16 protein-coding genes are annotated in these 16,823 nt (G+C 46.1%); 7 read left to right on the top strand and 9 right to left on the bottom strand.

Annotation, left to right across the window (positions count from 1 at the left end):
* Nucleotides 1–97 precede the first annotated feature (97 nt).
* Nucleotides 98–1,537, bottom strand: a complete 1,440-nt coding sequence (locus VMW01_04505; protein ID HUW05501.1) for a potassium transporter TrkG — start codon at nucleotides 1,535–1,537, stop codon at nucleotides 98–100.
* A gap of 15 nt (nucleotides 1,538–1,552) precedes the next feature.
* Nucleotides 1,553–2,317 (bottom strand): MCP four helix bundle domain-containing protein, encoded by a 765-nt coding sequence (locus VMW01_04500; protein HUW05500.1) that lies wholly within the window; start codon nucleotides 2,315–2,317, stop codon nucleotides 1,553–1,555.
* 167 nt (nucleotides 2,318–2,484) lie between these two features.
* Between VMW01_04500 and VMW01_04495 the strand changes: the two genes are divergently transcribed.
* From VMW01_04495 to VMW01_04470, 6 genes are all read left to right on the top strand, one after another.
* Nucleotides 2,485–3,048 carry a sigma-70 family RNA polymerase sigma factor gene (locus VMW01_04495; GenBank protein ID HUW05499.1) on the top strand — a complete coding sequence of 188 codons (564 nt, stop codon included), beginning with the start codon at nucleotides 2,485–2,487 and terminating at the stop codon, nucleotides 3,046–3,048.
* Nucleotides 3,049–3,097: 49 nt separating this feature from the next.
* A complete protein-coding gene (locus VMW01_04490; protein HUW05498.1) occupies nucleotides 3,098–3,526 on the top strand; it encodes a hypothetical protein in 429 nt (142 codons plus the stop codon).
* Nucleotides 3,527–3,538: 12 nt separating this feature from the next.
* Entirely contained in the window at nucleotides 3,539–4,042 is a 504-nt protein-coding gene (locus tag VMW01_04485) for a periplasmic heavy metal sensor (protein HUW05497.1), read from the top strand.
* A gap of 41 nt (nucleotides 4,043–4,083) precedes the next feature.
* On the top strand, nucleotides 4,084–4,662 hold the full coding sequence (locus tag VMW01_04480) for a Spy/CpxP family protein refolding chaperone (protein HUW05496.1): 579 nt from the start codon (nucleotides 4,084–4,086) through the stop codon (nucleotides 4,660–4,662).
* Between the two features lie 635 nt (nucleotides 4,663–5,297).
* Nucleotides 5,298–5,897 carry a pyruvoyl-dependent arginine decarboxylase gene (locus tag VMW01_04475; protein HUW05495.1) on the top strand — a complete coding sequence of 200 codons (600 nt, stop codon included), beginning with the start codon at nucleotides 5,298–5,300 and terminating at the stop codon, nucleotides 5,895–5,897.
* Nucleotides 5,898–6,064: 167 nt separating this feature from the next.
* Nucleotides 6,065–7,087, top strand: a complete 1,023-nt coding sequence (locus VMW01_04470; protein HUW05494.1) for a deoxyhypusine synthase — start codon at nucleotides 6,065–6,067, stop codon at nucleotides 7,085–7,087.
* Between the two features lie 58 nt (nucleotides 7,088–7,145).
* Here VMW01_04470 and VMW01_04465 read toward each other — a convergent pair whose 3' ends face one another.
* Both VMW01_04465 and ccsA read right to left on the bottom strand, forming a co-directional pair.
* On the bottom strand, nucleotides 7,146–8,300 hold the full coding sequence (locus tag VMW01_04465) for an iron-containing alcohol dehydrogenase (GenBank protein ID HUW05493.1): 1,155 nt from the start codon (nucleotides 8,298–8,300) through the stop codon (nucleotides 7,146–7,148).
* 52 nt (nucleotides 8,301–8,352) lie between these two features.
* On the bottom strand, nucleotides 8,353–11,358 hold the full coding sequence (gene ccsA, locus VMW01_04460) for a cytochrome c biogenesis protein CcsA (protein ID HUW05492.1): 3,006 nt from the start codon (nucleotides 11,356–11,358) through the stop codon (nucleotides 8,353–8,355).
* Between the two features lie 91 nt (nucleotides 11,359–11,449).
* On the opposite strand from ccsA, the gene VMW01_04455 reads away from it, so the two are divergent.
* Nucleotides 11,450–13,228 (top strand): aminopeptidase P family protein, encoded by a 1,779-nt coding sequence (locus tag VMW01_04455; GenBank protein HUW05491.1) that lies wholly within the window; start codon nucleotides 11,450–11,452, stop codon nucleotides 13,226–13,228.
* Nucleotides 13,229–13,306: 78 nt separating this feature from the next.
* Here VMW01_04455 and VMW01_04450 read toward each other — a convergent pair whose 3' ends face one another.
* The 5 genes from VMW01_04450 to VMW01_04430 all read right to left on the bottom strand — a co-directional run bounded on the left by VMW01_04450 (nucleotide 13,307) and on the right by VMW01_04430 (nucleotide 16,558).
* Nucleotides 13,307–14,410 (bottom strand): hypothetical protein, encoded by a 1,104-nt coding sequence (locus VMW01_04450; protein ID HUW05490.1) that lies wholly within the window; start codon nucleotides 14,408–14,410, stop codon nucleotides 13,307–13,309.
* A 121-nt stretch (nucleotides 14,411–14,531) separates the two neighbouring features.
* Complete coding sequence (locus VMW01_04445) at nucleotides 14,532–14,891, bottom strand: type II toxin-antitoxin system PemK/MazF family toxin (protein HUW05489.1); 360 nt, start codon at nucleotides 14,889–14,891, stop codon at nucleotides 14,532–14,534.
* Complete coding sequence (locus VMW01_04440; protein HUW05488.1) at nucleotides 14,866–15,078, bottom strand: hypothetical protein; 213 nt, start codon at nucleotides 15,076–15,078, stop codon at nucleotides 14,866–14,868. Before VMW01_04440 ends, VMW01_04445 begins: the two co-directional genes overlap by 26 nt.
* A 124-nt stretch (nucleotides 15,079–15,202) precedes the next feature.
* On the bottom strand, nucleotides 15,203–16,141 hold the full coding sequence (locus tag VMW01_04435) for a T9SS type A sorting domain-containing protein (protein ID HUW05487.1): 939 nt from the start codon (nucleotides 16,139–16,141) through the stop codon (nucleotides 15,203–15,205).
* Between the two features lie 33 nt (nucleotides 16,142–16,174).
* Nucleotides 16,175–16,558, bottom strand: coding sequence for a hypothetical protein (locus VMW01_04430; protein HUW05486.1), 384 nt, complete (start codon nucleotides 16,556–16,558; stop codon nucleotides 16,175–16,177).
* Nucleotides 16,559–16,823: the final 265 nt, after the last annotated feature.

Genomic DNA, 16,823 nt, shown 5'->3' with positions numbered 1-16,823 from the left:
AACGAGGAGGGAAAAGTCGTTCATCCAGTCAGAATTATTATTTAGTAGACATTTTGCAATAACAGAACTGACTAAAACAGAGAGGTGATATGCCTGCCTAGCGCCACGATTTAATAAGAAAAAGCAGGAGCAACCCGTATATTTCCATACGGCCAAGCAGCATGTCGAGCGAGAGCACCCACTTTCCCATATCGGGAATAAGGCTAAAGTTGGTCATGGAGCCCACCATACCAAAACCTGGCCCCACGTTGCCCATACAGGCAGCCGAAGCCGAAAATCCCGACAAGATATCCACACCCAGTATGGATAGGAATACGGTGGAGGCAAAGACTATAAGAATGTAGAGTGCTATAAATAGTACCGTTCCTGCAACCAAATCCTCGTCAAGGGTAATGTGGTTAACCCTCACCGGAATAACCGCATTGGGATGTTGCAATTTCTTCACCTGCCGCTTTAGAGTTTGGAAAAAAATCACCACCCGGTCCACCTTAATACCACCAGAGGTGGAGCCGGAGCAGGCACACTGCAGAATAAAAAAGAGCATTATCAGTATGGAAAACGGAGGCCATATGGAACTATCGGCGTTGGCAAACCCGGTGGTAGTGCCCACTGAGACGACCTGAAAGGCCGAATAGCGCAACGACTCAAGCCATGTTGGGTAAACAGAGCTATGCACGTTCACTGTCACCACCGCCACACCAATGAGCATGGAGAAAAAGTAGTAACGGGCTACTGACGAGTGAAACAGATTGTTCCTGTGGAGCATCACAGTAGAGTATATCAACCCAAAGTGAAGACCCGAAAGGAACATGAATATAATGATGATAACTTCAATGGTGGGACTGTTAAAAAAGGCAATGCTCAGGTTTTTGGTACTAAATCCTCCGGTGGCAATGGTTGCGAAGGCATGGCATACTGCATCGAGCCACGACATACCTGCAAACTTCAAAAGAAGTGTTTCGCTGATGGTAAGCCCCATGTAAACCATAAAGATGATCTGCATGGTTTTATTGGCGCGGTATCGAAAGTTGTCCTTGGCCAGCGGAGAGAGTTCAATTTTGGATAGGGATGTTTTAAGTTTTCCAAAGGCAGGCATCACCACTAGGGCAAACAGCACTACCCCAATACCCCCAATAAAGTGGGTTGACGCACGCCAAAAAAGTAGCCCAGGGGGAAGTGCCTCAACGTTGTTCAGAATGGTGGATCCGGTGGTTGTATAGCCCGAAACGCTTTCGAACCACGCGTTGGTTAAGGTGAATTCGCCTCCCCAAATCACGTATGGCAATAATCCAACTAAGCACGAAAATATCCAGCTAAGTACCACAATGGCATAGCCCTCCTTGTTGTTTAGGTCGGTCGTATATGGAACAAACACCAGCGGAAACACTGCAATAACAATGGTAACCAACGCGCTCAACAACAGGGGAAAGAATCCACTATCGTTGTTGTAGAGAGAAATTAACGAAGCTATTATCATGAATGCTGCATTAAACAGCAGCACCATTCCTACAGTCCGTATTACAATATGCCACCTCATATAAATCCTTGCTCGCTAGTTTTTCTGAACCTTCTTCACCAAAGAAATCAAGCTCAAGATTGCCTCTCGGAGCTTACCTATCTCGTCCTTAGTTTCCACGTTAATATCGAATGGAATTTTAAGCCTTACAAAATCATCTACACCTCGAGTAATTCTTATAATGGGTGCCACAAAGTAGTGGATCAAAAAGTAGTTGAAAAGGATGGTCAGGAAAATACCAGCCGCTATGGCAATTATACCAGGCATAATGGCTCGATATGCGCCATGTTCGAGGCTTGATGCATTGGTGAAAAGGGCAGCCTCATTAATGGTCATAAGCACCTTAACGGTTTTTGCCACCTCGTTGTAGGCAGGGTTAAGCTCCTTTACATACCACATGCGGTCAAGCTCCTGACGTTTTGCGCGCTCGGGCAAGTTTGCAAACAGTTCCACTAGCTTCTGATGCGACACCACGATGGAATCCACCGACTCCTTTTCATTAAAGAGGGTGAGATTTCCCATGGCCGCCTTAATGCCTGCGTCAAACTGCTCACGTCCAGCATTTACCTGGCTCATACCCGTATCCACATTCCCAATCATGACATCAAGAACACCGGAATTTTCCAGCTCCAGCGAATTCAGCATCTGCTTCGAAATCTCAATGCTTCTATAGTTGTCCTGCAGCAATCCCGAGACCGATTTCCCCAGCGTTGTCATCAGGTACATCGACATGGCTCCCGAAATCAACAACATTAACCCCATGAGCACAAAGCCGCTCAAAATTTTATACCTTATTCCCATGACAGCGCGATTAGCGTTTGGTGTATATAAAGGTTATATTTATGGTGAAATGCAAAATGCGTTGTTCCAATTCACGTTACAAGTTTCATGATTTTTTTTGTATTAGTAAACCCTTTCGCGCAAGTTTTTTCTGAATTGGAGGTCTAAATGAGAAATTGAGCTATTTTATGCTGGAAGAGCTGTTGATTAAAAGAGTACTCGAGGGTGAACCAGAGCAATTTGCGCAGCTGGTCACCGAACATCAGCATCGAGTATTCAACACTGCAATGGGATTACTGCATAACCATTCCGATGCTGAGGATATTACCCAAGATGTATTTTTGGAAGCATTTCGCTCACTTGCCAGCTTTCGAAACAACTCCAGCTTTGCCACCTGGCTCTACCGAATCACCATAAACAAATCGCTCAACTTGTTGAAAAAGAAAAAGCGGTCGTGGGTGGTGCAAAGTATAGATGGCCTCTTTCAAGGAAACCAAAATCCTACCGACCTGTTGCAAGACTATAGCCCTAACGCCCAAGAAAACATGGAGGAGGAGCAGCAGGTTAAAATTTTGCAAGTAACACTTGGTAAGCTGCCTGATAACCAGCGCGTGGCCTTCACCCTAAGTAAATACGACGAACTCAGCTATGCCGAAATTGCTGAAGTGATGAAGCTATCGGTTTCGGCGGTGGAGTCATTAATATTTCGCGCCAGAAAAAAAATCATCACCACCATCGAAAAAATTTCCTGAACGCGCAAGTTTTTAAAAATGAAGTTGTCTAATCATAAAATTCACTACAATGAACTGCCAAGAATTCAATAACGAGCTGCAAAAAATGTTGGATACCGGAATCACCCAACCGGTTGCCGAGGTTGCCTCACACATGGAGAGTTGCCAAAGTTGCTCCACTAGATTTGCAATGGTTGTGCAGCTTCTTGGTGAAATAGCCAGAGAAAAAAGCGTTGCTCCACCCTTCTTTCTTCAATCGAAGATAATGGAGAAGGTGCTAAAGGAAGGCCAGCAATCGTTAACCATTCGTCCCATCCACTGGTACACCGCGGTAGCCTCCATTGCTGCAGGTATTATGCTTGGACTTATGATTGGCAACACTACTTACTCTGGCACTGGCACTCTTAGCGCCACCGCCACCTCAGAAATCACCCTTCAGCAGGCCTCCTACTCAACTCCAATGGATGACTACATTTTTTCGACCGACACCGACAAGTAACACGCAATAGCCATGACAATTGAAAAGAAAATAAGATTACTCTCCATAACGGTGCTTGTTCTAATAGCCACCAACATTGCAACCATTGCCACCATATACTTTAATCCATTCGGAGGAAGCCGGTATACACGGTCAGCATACCTCCAGAACATGGGACAACAAATGCGAAATGCGAAGTTCTCCCCTGATCAAATGCAGATGATGCGGCAAATCAGGCATGAATTTATGGACGAAAACCAAGCAACCATGGACCGGATGAGAGATATTCACCAACAGCTGCACCTTGAGCTGCTAAAAGAAAATCCCGATTCCATTAGAATACAAGAGTTGCTGAATGAGATTGGAACAACCTACGCCCAGATGAAAGGGCTTACGGTAAGGCATTTTTTACTGCTGAAGCCACATTGCTCACCGGAACAGCAACAGCTGCTCCTTCAGTTTGACGACCCCTCACAGCGCGGGCCAATGCGGCACGGGAGAAATGGTCGCGGCATGATGAATCGGCCAAATAACTAAATTCAGAATCATTTAATGTTTCACATAATAATTTTAAAGCCATGAAAACAAAATTATCTTATGTTGCCGCAACATTTATTGCAGCACTACTAATCAACTCAAGCAGTGCATTTGCACAGCCAATGAATCAGAGGCAGATGAAGGCACCCATGTGCGTTGGGATGGAAAATATGATCCCAAAGCTCACCGATGACCAAAAAGCCAAGATTCAGGAGTTCCGAGTAGCACACATGAAAGAGGTTACTCCCATTCAGAATATGATTAAAGAGAAGCAGGCACATCTGAATACTCTTACCTCTGCCGACAAGCCAGACATGAACGAGGTTAACAAAACCATCGATGAAATCTCGAAACTAAAGGCCGATTTAATGAAGAAACGTGTTGCTCATCAAAACCAAATCCGCAACATTCTCACCGACGAGCAAAAGGTTTACTTCAATGCCCACATTTCATCAGGCAGAGGAATGATGGGTCAAGGAATGAGAAATGGAAAAGGTATGGGAAATGGTAGAGGTATGAGGAATGGCAGAGGCATGGGAAACGGAAGAGGTATGGGCATGAATCCTCAAGGTCCCAATAGAGGTCAGTGTATTTACGCTCAACCTGATTCGACAAAGTAAATCTATCAGGTTATAGCGAAAAAGAGTCAGCCAGTCGGCTGGCTTTTTTTTTGATATTTTCACCCAACAATAATCTCCAAAATGAGCGGAACATCTTACTCTTAATCAACTTATTGCAGATGACACAAGCACCCTTCAAAAAAAATCAATAAAAAGTTATGAATCATCGGCAAATCGTCGATTTTTTTCATATACTTGCAAAAATTTTAAAGGTGTTTTCCAGCGAAGCATTTTATTACAACTCACTCGGTTACACAAGCAATCTCGAACATGTGCAAAGCGCATGGGAAGGAGGGTGTAGAGAAAGAGGGTTTATTTCAAACTTATTTTAATACCCAATTGAAATGAAACTTTATCTTAACTCTCGGTCGAAATCGGCAAAAAGAGAATACTACGCCAGGATGTTTTTCCGAAACCACATCCTTTTTACGCTCCCTCAATCCCTAACCATTCGGTTGATTTGATTATTTCTAAGGGAATTCATTGAGGAGCAGGTTTAATCTGGTGCTCCTAGGGCATTTTCATCACTCCAGAAAATCGATTCCCTCTCATCCAAAAATAATTTTTGAGCAGTCCATTAGCACTGCAAAAAATATCTTCTTGAGTATTAACCAACATCAATTTTATGTGCGACGATGACCGAACAAACAACTACACTACGCTCTTTCTCTCCTACTACTGAGGTCAAGAAAGAATCACAGGGTATTCTGGTTGGAAATAGAATTCCAAAGGACTACTTCGAAACAGGTGGCGTTGGCGAAAGCGACATAGCCATTCATGCCGGCTCCTACCACCTAGCGCTCAAGGCGGCTAACATTGAAATGGCCAATATCATGACCTACTCCTCCATCCTTCCCCGCATTGCCACTAAAATTGAACGCCCTACTACCATTGAGCATGGGGCTGTTATCGAATCCATAATGTCCACGTGTACTGCCAACAAGGGCGAAAGAGCCTCTGCCGGCATTGTTTACGGGTGGCTTTACAATAAAAAAACAGATCAAAAATTTGGTGGATTGGTTTGCGAGCATTACGGAAACTATGAGCTTGTTGAGCTAAAGTCGTTACTCCGCTCCAGTCTCGACGAACTCTACTTCAATGGCTTCTCCGACGATTATCGCTTGGAGGATATCCATTTTCTTACAGAAAGTTTTGTTCCACAAAAAAAATACGGCACAGCACTCGTCGCGCTTTGCTTTACCTCCTACTACTATCCCATCTTAAAGGCATCGTAGTATGAAATAACCACCCAGCGGAGAATAGTCTTGAGCAACTTAGCTGCCAAGTATACTAAAACCGCTGTTAAAAGAGTAATTAACTGAGTTTTCAAACAATACCGTAAATTAACTTGCCTTTGCGAAAAAGGCGCTAAGTTGCTTTGGTTAAAAACCCACACAAACAAATGGAAAAGAAAGATTTCTTCAAAGAAACCATCGAGCACGTGGATATCAAGTCGTTTGACTCCACCCCCATTATCAACAGCATGCGCAAGATGTCGTTTTCTTCGCGCGAAGTGGCCAATGCCACCGACATCTACGACATGATGATCAACGACAAGGAGTGTTCCAACATACTTACCCTTGCAGGAAGCACCAGTGCTGGCGGCTGCATGCAGGTGTATGTTGATATGGTGAAAAACAACATGGTTGATTGCATCGTTGCTACGGGTGCCTCCATTGTAGACATGGATTTTTTTGAAGCACTCGGCTTTAAGCACTATCGTGGAAGCCAGTTTGTAAATGATAACGTGCTACGCGACAACTACGTTGACCGCATTTACGATACCTACATCAATGAGCAAGAGCTGCAAAACTGTGATTCTACCATTAAGATGATTGCCGATGGTATGAAACCAGGCGCATACTCCTCCCGCGAATTCATCAAGGAGATGGGCAAATATCTCACCCAACACTCTGTGAAGAAGGATTCGCTCGTTCAGGTATGCTACGAGCACAATGTGCCCATTTTCTGCCCTGCTTTCAGCGATTCAAGCGCTGGTTTCGGTTTGGTAATGCACCAGTGGGAAAGACCCGATGCTCACGTATCCATCGACTCAGTAAAGGATTTCCGCGAGCTCACCATGATAAAGATTGAAGCTAAGGTAACCGGACTGTTCATGGTTGGCGGAGGTGTTCCCAAGAACTTCACTCAGGATACTGTTGTTTGCGCCGAATGCCTTGGCATTGACGTGCCCATGCACAAGTATGCCATTCAAATTACCGTTGCCGACGTGCGCGACGGTGCCTGCTCCTCCTCCACTTTAAAGGAAGCTTCGTCGTGGGGAAAGGTAGACACCACCTACGAGCAGATGGTGTATGCTGAAGCAACCACCGTAATTCCACTCATGATTAGCTACCTATGGCATAAGGGCGATTGGAAAAAACGCACAAAGAAAGAATTCACAAAACTTTTCGATAAAAAGTAGATACCACAAAAAAAGAGCCCTCGTTGAAGGGCTCTTTTTTTATCAATATGCATAATGCTTAAAGACAGTTTTTAAGGATCTCAAGAACTTTTTTGGGAGTAACGCTACGACGTTCGCCAAGCACTACCCAGCCACGATCTTCAAATCGCTTAATAATCTTCGAGAAATTTTCGGCACCAATGCCATAACCGGTGAGTTTAGTCTTTATACCCATCGCTTGGAAAAACTCCTCCGTTTTATCAATGGCAGCAAGTGCCTTTTCACGGTCGGTTCCGGTCTTAATATCCCAAACCCGTTCGGCATACTGCACCAACTTAAGTTCCTTGTCCTCTATCAGTGTGCGTAGCAGAGAGGGAAGCACAATGGCAAGTGTAACGCCGTGTGAAAGGCCATGGAATGCAGTAAGCTCATGCCCAATCATGTGGGTAGCCCAATCGCTAGGAACTCCGCAGCTGAGTAATCCATTGAGCGCCATGGTGGCTGACCACATAAGATTTGATCTAACGTCAAAATCCTGAGGATTACTAAGAGCCTTGGGACCCTCCTCAATTAATGTTTTAAGAATGCCTTCCGCCATCCTATCCTGTATGGGTGAATTGGAGGGATAGGTAAGATACTGCTCTGTAACATGAACAAAACTATCTACAACGCCATTGGCAACTTGATTTACCGGTAGAGAAAAAGTAGTTGCTGGATCCAGAATGGAGAATTTTGGAAATAGCAAAGGACTTCCAAATGCCAGCTTCTCCTTGGTTTCAATTCGTGAAATAACGCCACCGCTATTCATTTCTGAACCTGTAGCGGCCAATGTTAGCACTGCTCCAAAGGGTAGTGCCTCCTTAATGGGAAGGTGCTTCGCTAGTATATCCCATTCATTACCTTTGAAAGGAACCGCAGCAACAATAAACTTTGTTCCATCGAGGACAGAACCGCCTCCCACGGCCAGCACAAAATCAATCTTCTCCTTCCGAATGAGCTGCACTGCCTTCATCAGTGTTTCATACTTGGGATTGGCCTCAATGCCACCAAATTCAAAAATGGAATAGCCCTTAAGCGCGTCAAAAACCTGATCGTAAACGCCATTCTCCTTAATACTTCCACCACCATAGGTAACAAGAACCTTTTGACCAGCAGAAATAAGATTAGGTAACTCAGCAATTTTTCCTCTTCCAAAAACGACCCTAACAGGGTTATAAAATTCAAAACTGTTCATATTTCAAAAAGATTAGATCACAAATGTAGCACATAGGAATAAAAATTCAATCCTAATTTTTACGGTTAATAGTTTTGGGCGCCATTAGCAATGCCACCAACCAAAGCACAATAACAGCACCGATTCCAGCATAAATTACTAAAGGAATACCCATAGTTTCTCCAGCAGCATAGGAGTGCAAACCAGTTAGCAGGTAATTTACCCCAAAGTAGGTCATCATTACTGCCATAAACCCCACAATGGATGAAAAGCTCAATGCCAACGAATTTTTAAAGTTGGGAATATTGTTCAAATGGGTGATAATCACATAAATAAAAATTGTAACCAGCGCCCACGACTCCTTGGGATCCCAACCCCAATACCTGCCCCATGACTCATTGGCCCATATGGCACCAAGCAATGTTCCCACGGTGAATAGGTACAACCCCACAACCATGGCCGATTCCATTAGTTTCTGGATATTATCAAAATCAGCGCCAGCCACCTTTTTGTATAGGCGCGGTATGGCAATTATTAGCATAGAAAGAATACCTAACAATGCTCCAATGCCAAAAAAGGCGTAACCAGCCATCACAAAGGATACATGCAAGGTAAGCCACTTCGACTTTAGCACCGGAACCAGATTGGTAATTTCGGGATCCATCCAGCTAAGATGCGCCACAAAGAGCGTAGCCGTGGCAAGTAATGCAGCTACGCCAAGCGCTGCTGGAAGTCGACGAACAGCTAGGAGGCCTCCACCCACGGCAACCCAAGAAATCATTAGCATTGATTCATACCCGTTGCTCATGGGTGCATGCCCCGCAACAATCCACCGCAGCACCATACCAACCGTGTGAACCACAAATGTAATGAGCACCATCCATACAAAGAACTTTCCGGCAATCTCAGCCCACCTCTTTCTGAAGAAAAGAAGTACCAAAAGGGCCAATCCAGCCAACCCATAAAATGGAACTATGCGATTGAACAGGTCAAGACGATTGTAAAGCAGTTCCAATTCGGCTGATCCATCAAAAGAAATAAGTGCAGTTTCTTTCTGATACTGGGCAAAGCGAGTCAACGCGCTATCGGCTCCGGCAAATTTGTTGTTAGCAGTGGCAGCTCGTAGCTGCGTAAAGTAATTGGCCAACAGACGTCCTGGCATGGTGGTATCTCCTCCGTTTGCCATTACAGTGGCTATTGAACGCCATTCATTTCCAGAGCTATTTGGGAATATTTTCAATAGACTACCGGTGAAAATCATGTAGCAAATGCTAACCCGCTCATCCACCTTAAGCAAACCACAGTCAGTCTTAGTGCGCTCTGCTGGAGGCTTACGGTTAATCGCGGCTACTGGATTTTTGAGAAGGTAACCGCCACTTGAAGAGTCGAAAAAGTTCAGGAATGAAGCCATTTCACCATGCATGCCAAGATTGGCTCTCACCTGAGGGTTTTCTACCCTAATAAGCAGGGCACTCTGCCAATAATCGGGGAAGGCGCTCATGCTAAGCAGCAGCTGGTCGGAGGTCATTCCACGAAAGGTATCCCCACCGGTTAGCTTTCTAACCACCTCGCTGCCCAAGGTGTTTAGGGGATGAATGCGCCCATCGTGCGAAAGGGTCAACAGCCGACCAAAGGCACGAGCCTGCTCCACGGGAGGAGTGGGAAGTGGCTGCGCGGAGATGGAGATTGGGACAGCCACCAGCAGCACAAACAACAGCGTAGCAGTACGCTTGCTAAGAAGAGCGTAAAGCTTGCTTCTCCTCGTAACTAGAGTCAGCAGCACACCAACCATGAAAAGCCCATACCCCATATAGGTTGTGGTCATTCCCCAAAAATCGTCGGAAACCCTTAGCACCGAACCATGCCCGTCCTCATCGTAAGAGGATTGAAAGAAACGATAGCCTTGTAGGTCCAGCACCCGACTCATGGTGATTGTATAGTCTGTCTTTTGATTAGCGCTGGAATCAATCACCGTAACCAAGCTGGTGTAAGACGATGGAGATTGAGACCCAGGATATCGGTCGAGCATGAACTTGTTAAGCACCATCTTAAACGGAAGTTTTTCCACCTTACTGCCGTAGCGCAAACGGTATTGATGTAACCCAACAGCTACAGTGCTCCAACTCTCACCATCGGTAGACTTCAGCAAGTTGACGGTGGATACATGACCATTTTGCTCTGCCATAATAGTAAGCGCCATATCGCTACTGCCATGCTGCGAAGTGTACTCAACGCGCGAAAGGCTATCAGCCTCCACTACAACCAGCTGCCAACCTTTACCCGAGTATAGCTTACCCGGCTTTACCAGCAACGGCTGAGACGAAGCCGAAATCGCCATCGATGGCTGCTCCAATCCACCCATAGCAAGCCCACCCAACGATTGAATGGTAATTCCAGAGTCTGATGGAGCTAGGACCACCGATGTTGGCATTGTGGAACCAAAACCTACGGTGATACCATCCAGCTGTACCACCTCACCAGCAGCAATGCAACGGCTATATCTTCCGCTCTGCGTAGCAATAACCAACTTTACAACGATTTTACCATTGGCATCATGAACGAGCATTGGAGCAGCATGAGGAATAACGCGGACAAGTCGTAGCGAGAATGGTCCGTAAGATGTTCTCAACTGCTGTTTGAACCGATTATTGGAATATTTACCAAAGCTGAGCTGCTGCTCAAAAAGAATATTTCCTGCCGAATCGGCGACCTGTAGGTAGGGTTCCTCGCTTACGTAGCTCTGCATAGGGATACCCTCCCGGAGGTGAAGCACACCAGCCGTTCCGGTGAACCGCGTAATGGCAGCACCAACAATTATCACAAGAAAAGCGAGGTGAAACAGAAAAACGCCCACCCTTGCCCTCGAAAAGCGTGACCTTGTGAATAGCGCTACCATTAAATTGAGCGATAGCAGTAGCCAAAGGAAATTGAACCACCATGCACCATAAACCAGCCCCCACGAAGCTTCCACTCCAAATTTCTTCTCAACAACAGTGGCAAAGCCCACAGCAAAAGCCAGCACAATCATTATCACTCCCATGGTGATATAGGAGCCAAAAAGTTCTAGGGATTTGCGCATAGTTGATCATTTTTACCTCCACAAGTTAATTTTTTTTGTTGTTTTAACTTACTTTGTAAAACAATGAATTCTGATACCAATACCTGAAACGATGGAAACAGCACAAAAGCTTAAGCAACTCCGCAAAGAGATGCAAAAAAAGGGCATCTCAGCAGCTATAATTCCTTCGGGTGACACGCATCTGAGTGAATATGTTGCTGAGCACTGGAGAACACGTGCATGGCTGTCGGGCTTCACTGGCTCGGCAGGAACGGTGGTAATAACCGAGAATAAAGCAGGATTGTGGACCGACTCGCGCTACTTTCTACAGGCAGAGCGGGAGTTGGAGGGTTCTGGAATTGAGCTATTCAAAATGGGCATTGCCGGGACGCCAGCCATTGAAGAGTGGCTACTAAACACGCTACCCAAGAAGGCCGAAATTGGCGTTGACGCCCGCCTATTCTCCGTAAACCAGCTGGAGAGCATGAAACAAAAACTCCTCTCAAAGAAACTTTCATTAAAACATATTGCTGACCTAGGCACAAAAGGCTGGGACAACCGTCCACGGCTACCCAAAGATCCAATTTACCTTCATGATGAAGAGGTTGCCGGAAAATCAATTTCTGAGAAGATTGCTGATCTGCAGAAGGAGATGGAAGCCGCTGGTGCCACAGTCACCATTCTGTCGGCACTCGACGAAATTGCTTGGCTATTTAACCTACGAGGATCGGATGTGGCATTCAATCCGGTTTTCTATGCCTACGCTGTTATTTACCTCGACCGCGTCCTGCTATTTGTGGAAGGGAGCAAGCTTCCGCCAGTGGTAACACGCAAGCTGAAGGTTGCCGAAATTCATATCTTCGAATATGAAGAGCTAAGCCATGTGGTGAAGAACTTCTCAAAAAAAGAGCGCGTGCTTATCGACCCTGCTCGCACCAGCCATGCCACGGCAGGTATGATACCGGAGGATTGCAAAATCATTAGGCAACTTTCGCCGGTAACCATGGCCAAGGCATGCAAAACGGAGGCTGAGCTGGCCGGTATTCGCGACGCCATGGTAAACGATGGCTTGGCGCTGGTGGAGGCACTCCATTGGATTGAAACCACTGCAGCCAGCAACACGCTCACCGAGCTGTCTGTTGGAGAAAAATTCAGGGATTGCAGAGCCAAACAACCCGGATTTATGGGTGAAAGTTTTGAATCCATTGTGGGTTACGGTGAGCATGGTGCCATTGTACACTACTCTGCAACACCAGAAACCAGCTCAAAGATAAAGCCCAAAGGATTTCTGCTTATCGATAGCGGCGGCCAATACCGCAACGGCACCACCGATATCACCCGCACCATTCACCTGTCGAAGCCCAATGAGGAGGAGATGGTTGACTACACCTTAGTGCTACGTGGCATGATTGGTTTGGCAATGGCCGTTTTTCCGCGCAATACTCGAGGCTCCAACCTCGATATGCTGGCACGCCAACCGCTCCTCTACCACCACCTCAACTATGGTCATGGCACCGGACACGGCGTTGGCTTCTTCCTCAACGTTCACGAAGGACCGCAAAGCATCAGGCTGGAGGAGAATTCGGTAACTATTCAGCCGGGCATGGTTTGCAGCGATGAGCCGGGGGTATACCGCGCTGGCAAACACGGTATCCGCATTGAAAACCTCATTGCCTGTGTTCCATCCGAAACCAACGATTTTGGCAGCTTTCTGAAGTGGGAAACGGTTACCCTTTGCCCCATTGACCTTAAACCGGTAAAGAAGGAGATGCTCTCCAAGGCTGAACTGGACTGGCTCAACGCCTATCACCAAAAGGTTTACGATGCGCTATCGCCAAGGCTGGTTCCCGAGCTAAAGGAGTGGCTGGCCGAAAAGACGAAGGCGATATAATTGCCATCAAGAAATTTCAAGGCAAACTTTGTTAAAATTGAAAATGGAGTATGGCAACATACTCCATTTTTTTGTCTGTTAATCTCCCCTCCTAAGCAGCGCCAAGCACTCCACATGAATAGTTTGTGGAAAAAAATCAAAGGGAACGAGCTGCTCCACCCTGTAACCATGCTCTGCTAGCACCGATAAGTTTTTTGCCAGCGTTCCTGCACTGCACGAGAGGTAGGCCAAGCGGTCGGGACGGCCCTTATCAACAATCCAGCTAAGCACCTCCGGCTCAAGTCCGGTACGCGGTGGGTTAACGTAAAGTAGCAGCCGTTGGCCCTTCTCGCGCTGCTCCATGGCCCACCTATCAACCTGTGGAACCCGATGGCGACAGGCACCGCGAAGCACTACAGCATCGGGAACGTTAAGCCCGGCACAGGCCACCGCCTCACCACCCAACTCCACACCAAGTACGGGAGCCCCCAGCCTCCGCCACTGCCGCATGGATGCCCCTGTCCCACAGTAGAGATCCACCACCGAATGGTTGACGTCGGGGGCCAGAAAACGAGCCGCCTCAGCCAGGGACTGATGGTAGAGCGACGGAATTAGCTGCTGGAAAGCACCTGGACCATACCACAGCTCCATCTCATCCTGCGACCGCGGTTGCCCAAAGAGCAGCATTAAAGGCGTCTTCTCAAACATGCGCTTCCCCGCTGCAAAGTTGCAGTGAAGCCAGAGCCCCTCCACACCAACGCTCCTTAACTCGGTCTCAACCAGTGGTGTAAGCCAGCTGCAATCAGGTACCTGACGTGCCCTTACCACCATCACCACTTGAGATGCAGACTGCACTATAAAAGCGAGAGGTAACTCCTCTGCTGGAGGCATTACTGCAGAAAGGATGGAGGCTACGCTGTTAATAATTGGAGCATGAACCGGACAATTTGGAATGGGAATAAGCTCATCACGGGAGAGCATACCCAGCAGCCAAGAACTATTTAAATAGGCTGCCGAAAGTGTGACCTTGGAGCGGTAACCCCATCGCGCTGCGCCATGAACCGAAACCACGGGCTGTAGCACGCTGCTCCATGGAGCTAGTCGGGCAGCCAGAAAATTATACTTCTGCTGAAGGCTCTCCTCCTCGCTCCACTCGCGGTGCTTGCAACCACGGCACTGCTCAACGCATCCTGCTGGAATCACAACCTCTTTTTCTTGCGAAAATAGAAGTTTTTGGGTAGAAAAGGTGACTGGTGACTATAAGTTACGCGTGACGGAGTTAGCAGTGGCAGGGAGCAACATAGAGAATCTCTTGCTCAAATTACTAAAACGTTTCGATCGTCAATACCTTGGAGAGGGCCTCCTTTATACTGTCAAAATTATCTGCATTAACCCTACCCACTCTTTTTATAAATCTAGCTTCGGATACGGAACGAATTTGAAAACAGTCGACAGCGGATTCCTTGGCAAGGTTATTTTCTTGGTCGGGTGAAACTTTTACCATCCATGGCGCAATTTCATAGCGCTGTTTCCAGTCTGTTAAAGGAACAATTATTTTAAGAGGCAGTTTACCCAAGGAGTTGTCATTTACCACAATAGCAGGCCGTGTTTTCTTAATTTCAGCACCGACCGTTGGGTCAAGATTAATTAGCCAAATCTCACCTTGCCTCATAAAATGATTCATAATCAAGTTGAGTAAAGGCGGTTAAATCCTTGTCATTCTTATAGTCCTCAAGCAATGCATCTGCAGCAATAAGCATCTTACTTTGAGTCTCGCTCTCCCTAATAGTCTTTAAAGTCTGTTCAACAATAAGCATTCGCTTGCTTATAGGAAGTTGCATAATTGCATGTAATATCTCTCGCGTTTCCATGGCGCTCAGTTGATTGTTTTGCAAAGTTAATACATTTTCAGGCTACTAGTCCTCAATATATTATAGCAGAGAATAACATTGCCGATATCATTTTCAACTTTAGATGAAGTAAACATCCATTGGGCTACTCCTTCACCACCCTCACTGTTTTTGTTGCTCCACCATCTCGAGCTATCCGAAGTAGATAGACACCCTTATGCAGTGAAGAGGTATTTATCTCCGTGCCGTTGCCCTTAAGCAGCAGCTTGCCCAACGAATTGTAGAGTTGGTAGGTAACAGCCACACCACCTCCAAACCGAATAACCAAGCTGAATGGATTGGGACTCACCAACAATTGATCGGCTTTGATTTCACCAATGGTTGAGGGTCCATTCAGCGGTGGTAGATAGTCACAATCCTTGTCCCAATAGTCGGCTTTGTAGGAGATGTTGGCATCGGTGTAGCAGCGTAGGCACTTAATACCACCCTCCATTGCAAAATTTCTACTTACGCCAAAGAGGTATTTTAGCGAACCGATGCGCTCCACAATTGGATAGCTTTCGCCAACGAAGGAGCGGTTAAATACCCACTCGGCGGAATCGGTGGCGGAGTTGTAGATTACCTTTAAGGTTTGCCCCTGCAGTGACATGGTAGAAATATCATCAACCACGTACTCAAAGCGGGAGCAGAAATACTCATTCTCGTCGCACTGGGCCTTGCTTCTTCTAATCAGCACGGTATCGTTGGTGGCCACATTGAGGAGGTAAAGCGGATAAAATGTGCTCTCAAATTGGTTGAAATGGTACACCGTATCGTTCGATTGGTAGATATAGTCCGTGGAAACCAAGGAGGTATCCCAGTAGTAGGAACCATCCTGCCGCATCAGCTCGTCTATTTCGCGATTAACCAGCTGCCTGCACACCTTGCCCATAACGGTGGTATCCTTAACCGACTCAATGGTTGTGAGGTATTGACTCAGACCAGAATCGTGATCGTAAACCCACTTGGCTCCAACCGGGGCCCAATCCTGTCCAAAGGAGAATAGCGGGGATAAAATTAGAAGAAGGAATAGAGTTGGTTTCATAGAATAAGGTCATGATTTATGGTCGCAAAAATGTTAAGCCAACTTCTTTATGATTAGCGCAGCAACAAATGCCTCCAAAAGACTTAGTGGCACTGCATAGTAAAGCAAACTATAGGGCAGTACGCCAAGGTTGCCCACCGCTACCCACATTAAAACAAAGGCTACAAACCACGACAGCAGCGTAGTTTGTGTTAGGGTAAACTTTTTTGCAATAACAAAGATGGCAATGGCAAAAAGCAGCGACCATACGCCCCACATGGCCCCATTGATGGGTTCCGATGGGAAAACAAGCCCAAGCGATTGGTAGTGCGCAGTCCAGTATGATTTAAACAACAGCTCGTTTCTCACAAATTCCGACAAGCTTATCCATACCGCGGCAAGGATAATGGATAGAACCGGTTTTTGTATAGTTTTCATAGGGTATGATTTATTGTTACCTATTCAAATTTATGACATTAAGTTGAATTAAACTAACATGAAAACAGTATTTAAATAGTCGCTAATTTTTTATTCCCAGTAATTTTCAACATTCAAATTCATCTTTTGAATTAGGCATTCAGCCAATACGGATAAATGTAGTATTTTAGGGGTATAAATGATTTAGAGTATGGAGAAGAAGTTCGACAGCCTTACTATTTTCGAGTTTCAGCAGCGATTCCCCGATGAGGATGCCTGCTTGGCC

It is taken from the genome of Williamwhitmania sp., from assembly GCA_035529935.1.
Lineage (GTDB): Bacteria > Bacteroidota > Bacteroidia > Bacteroidales > Williamwhitmaniaceae > Williamwhitmania.
The sequence above is the reverse complement of the archived record's forward strand: the minus strand, read 5'-3'. Positions and strand labels throughout refer to the sequence as shown.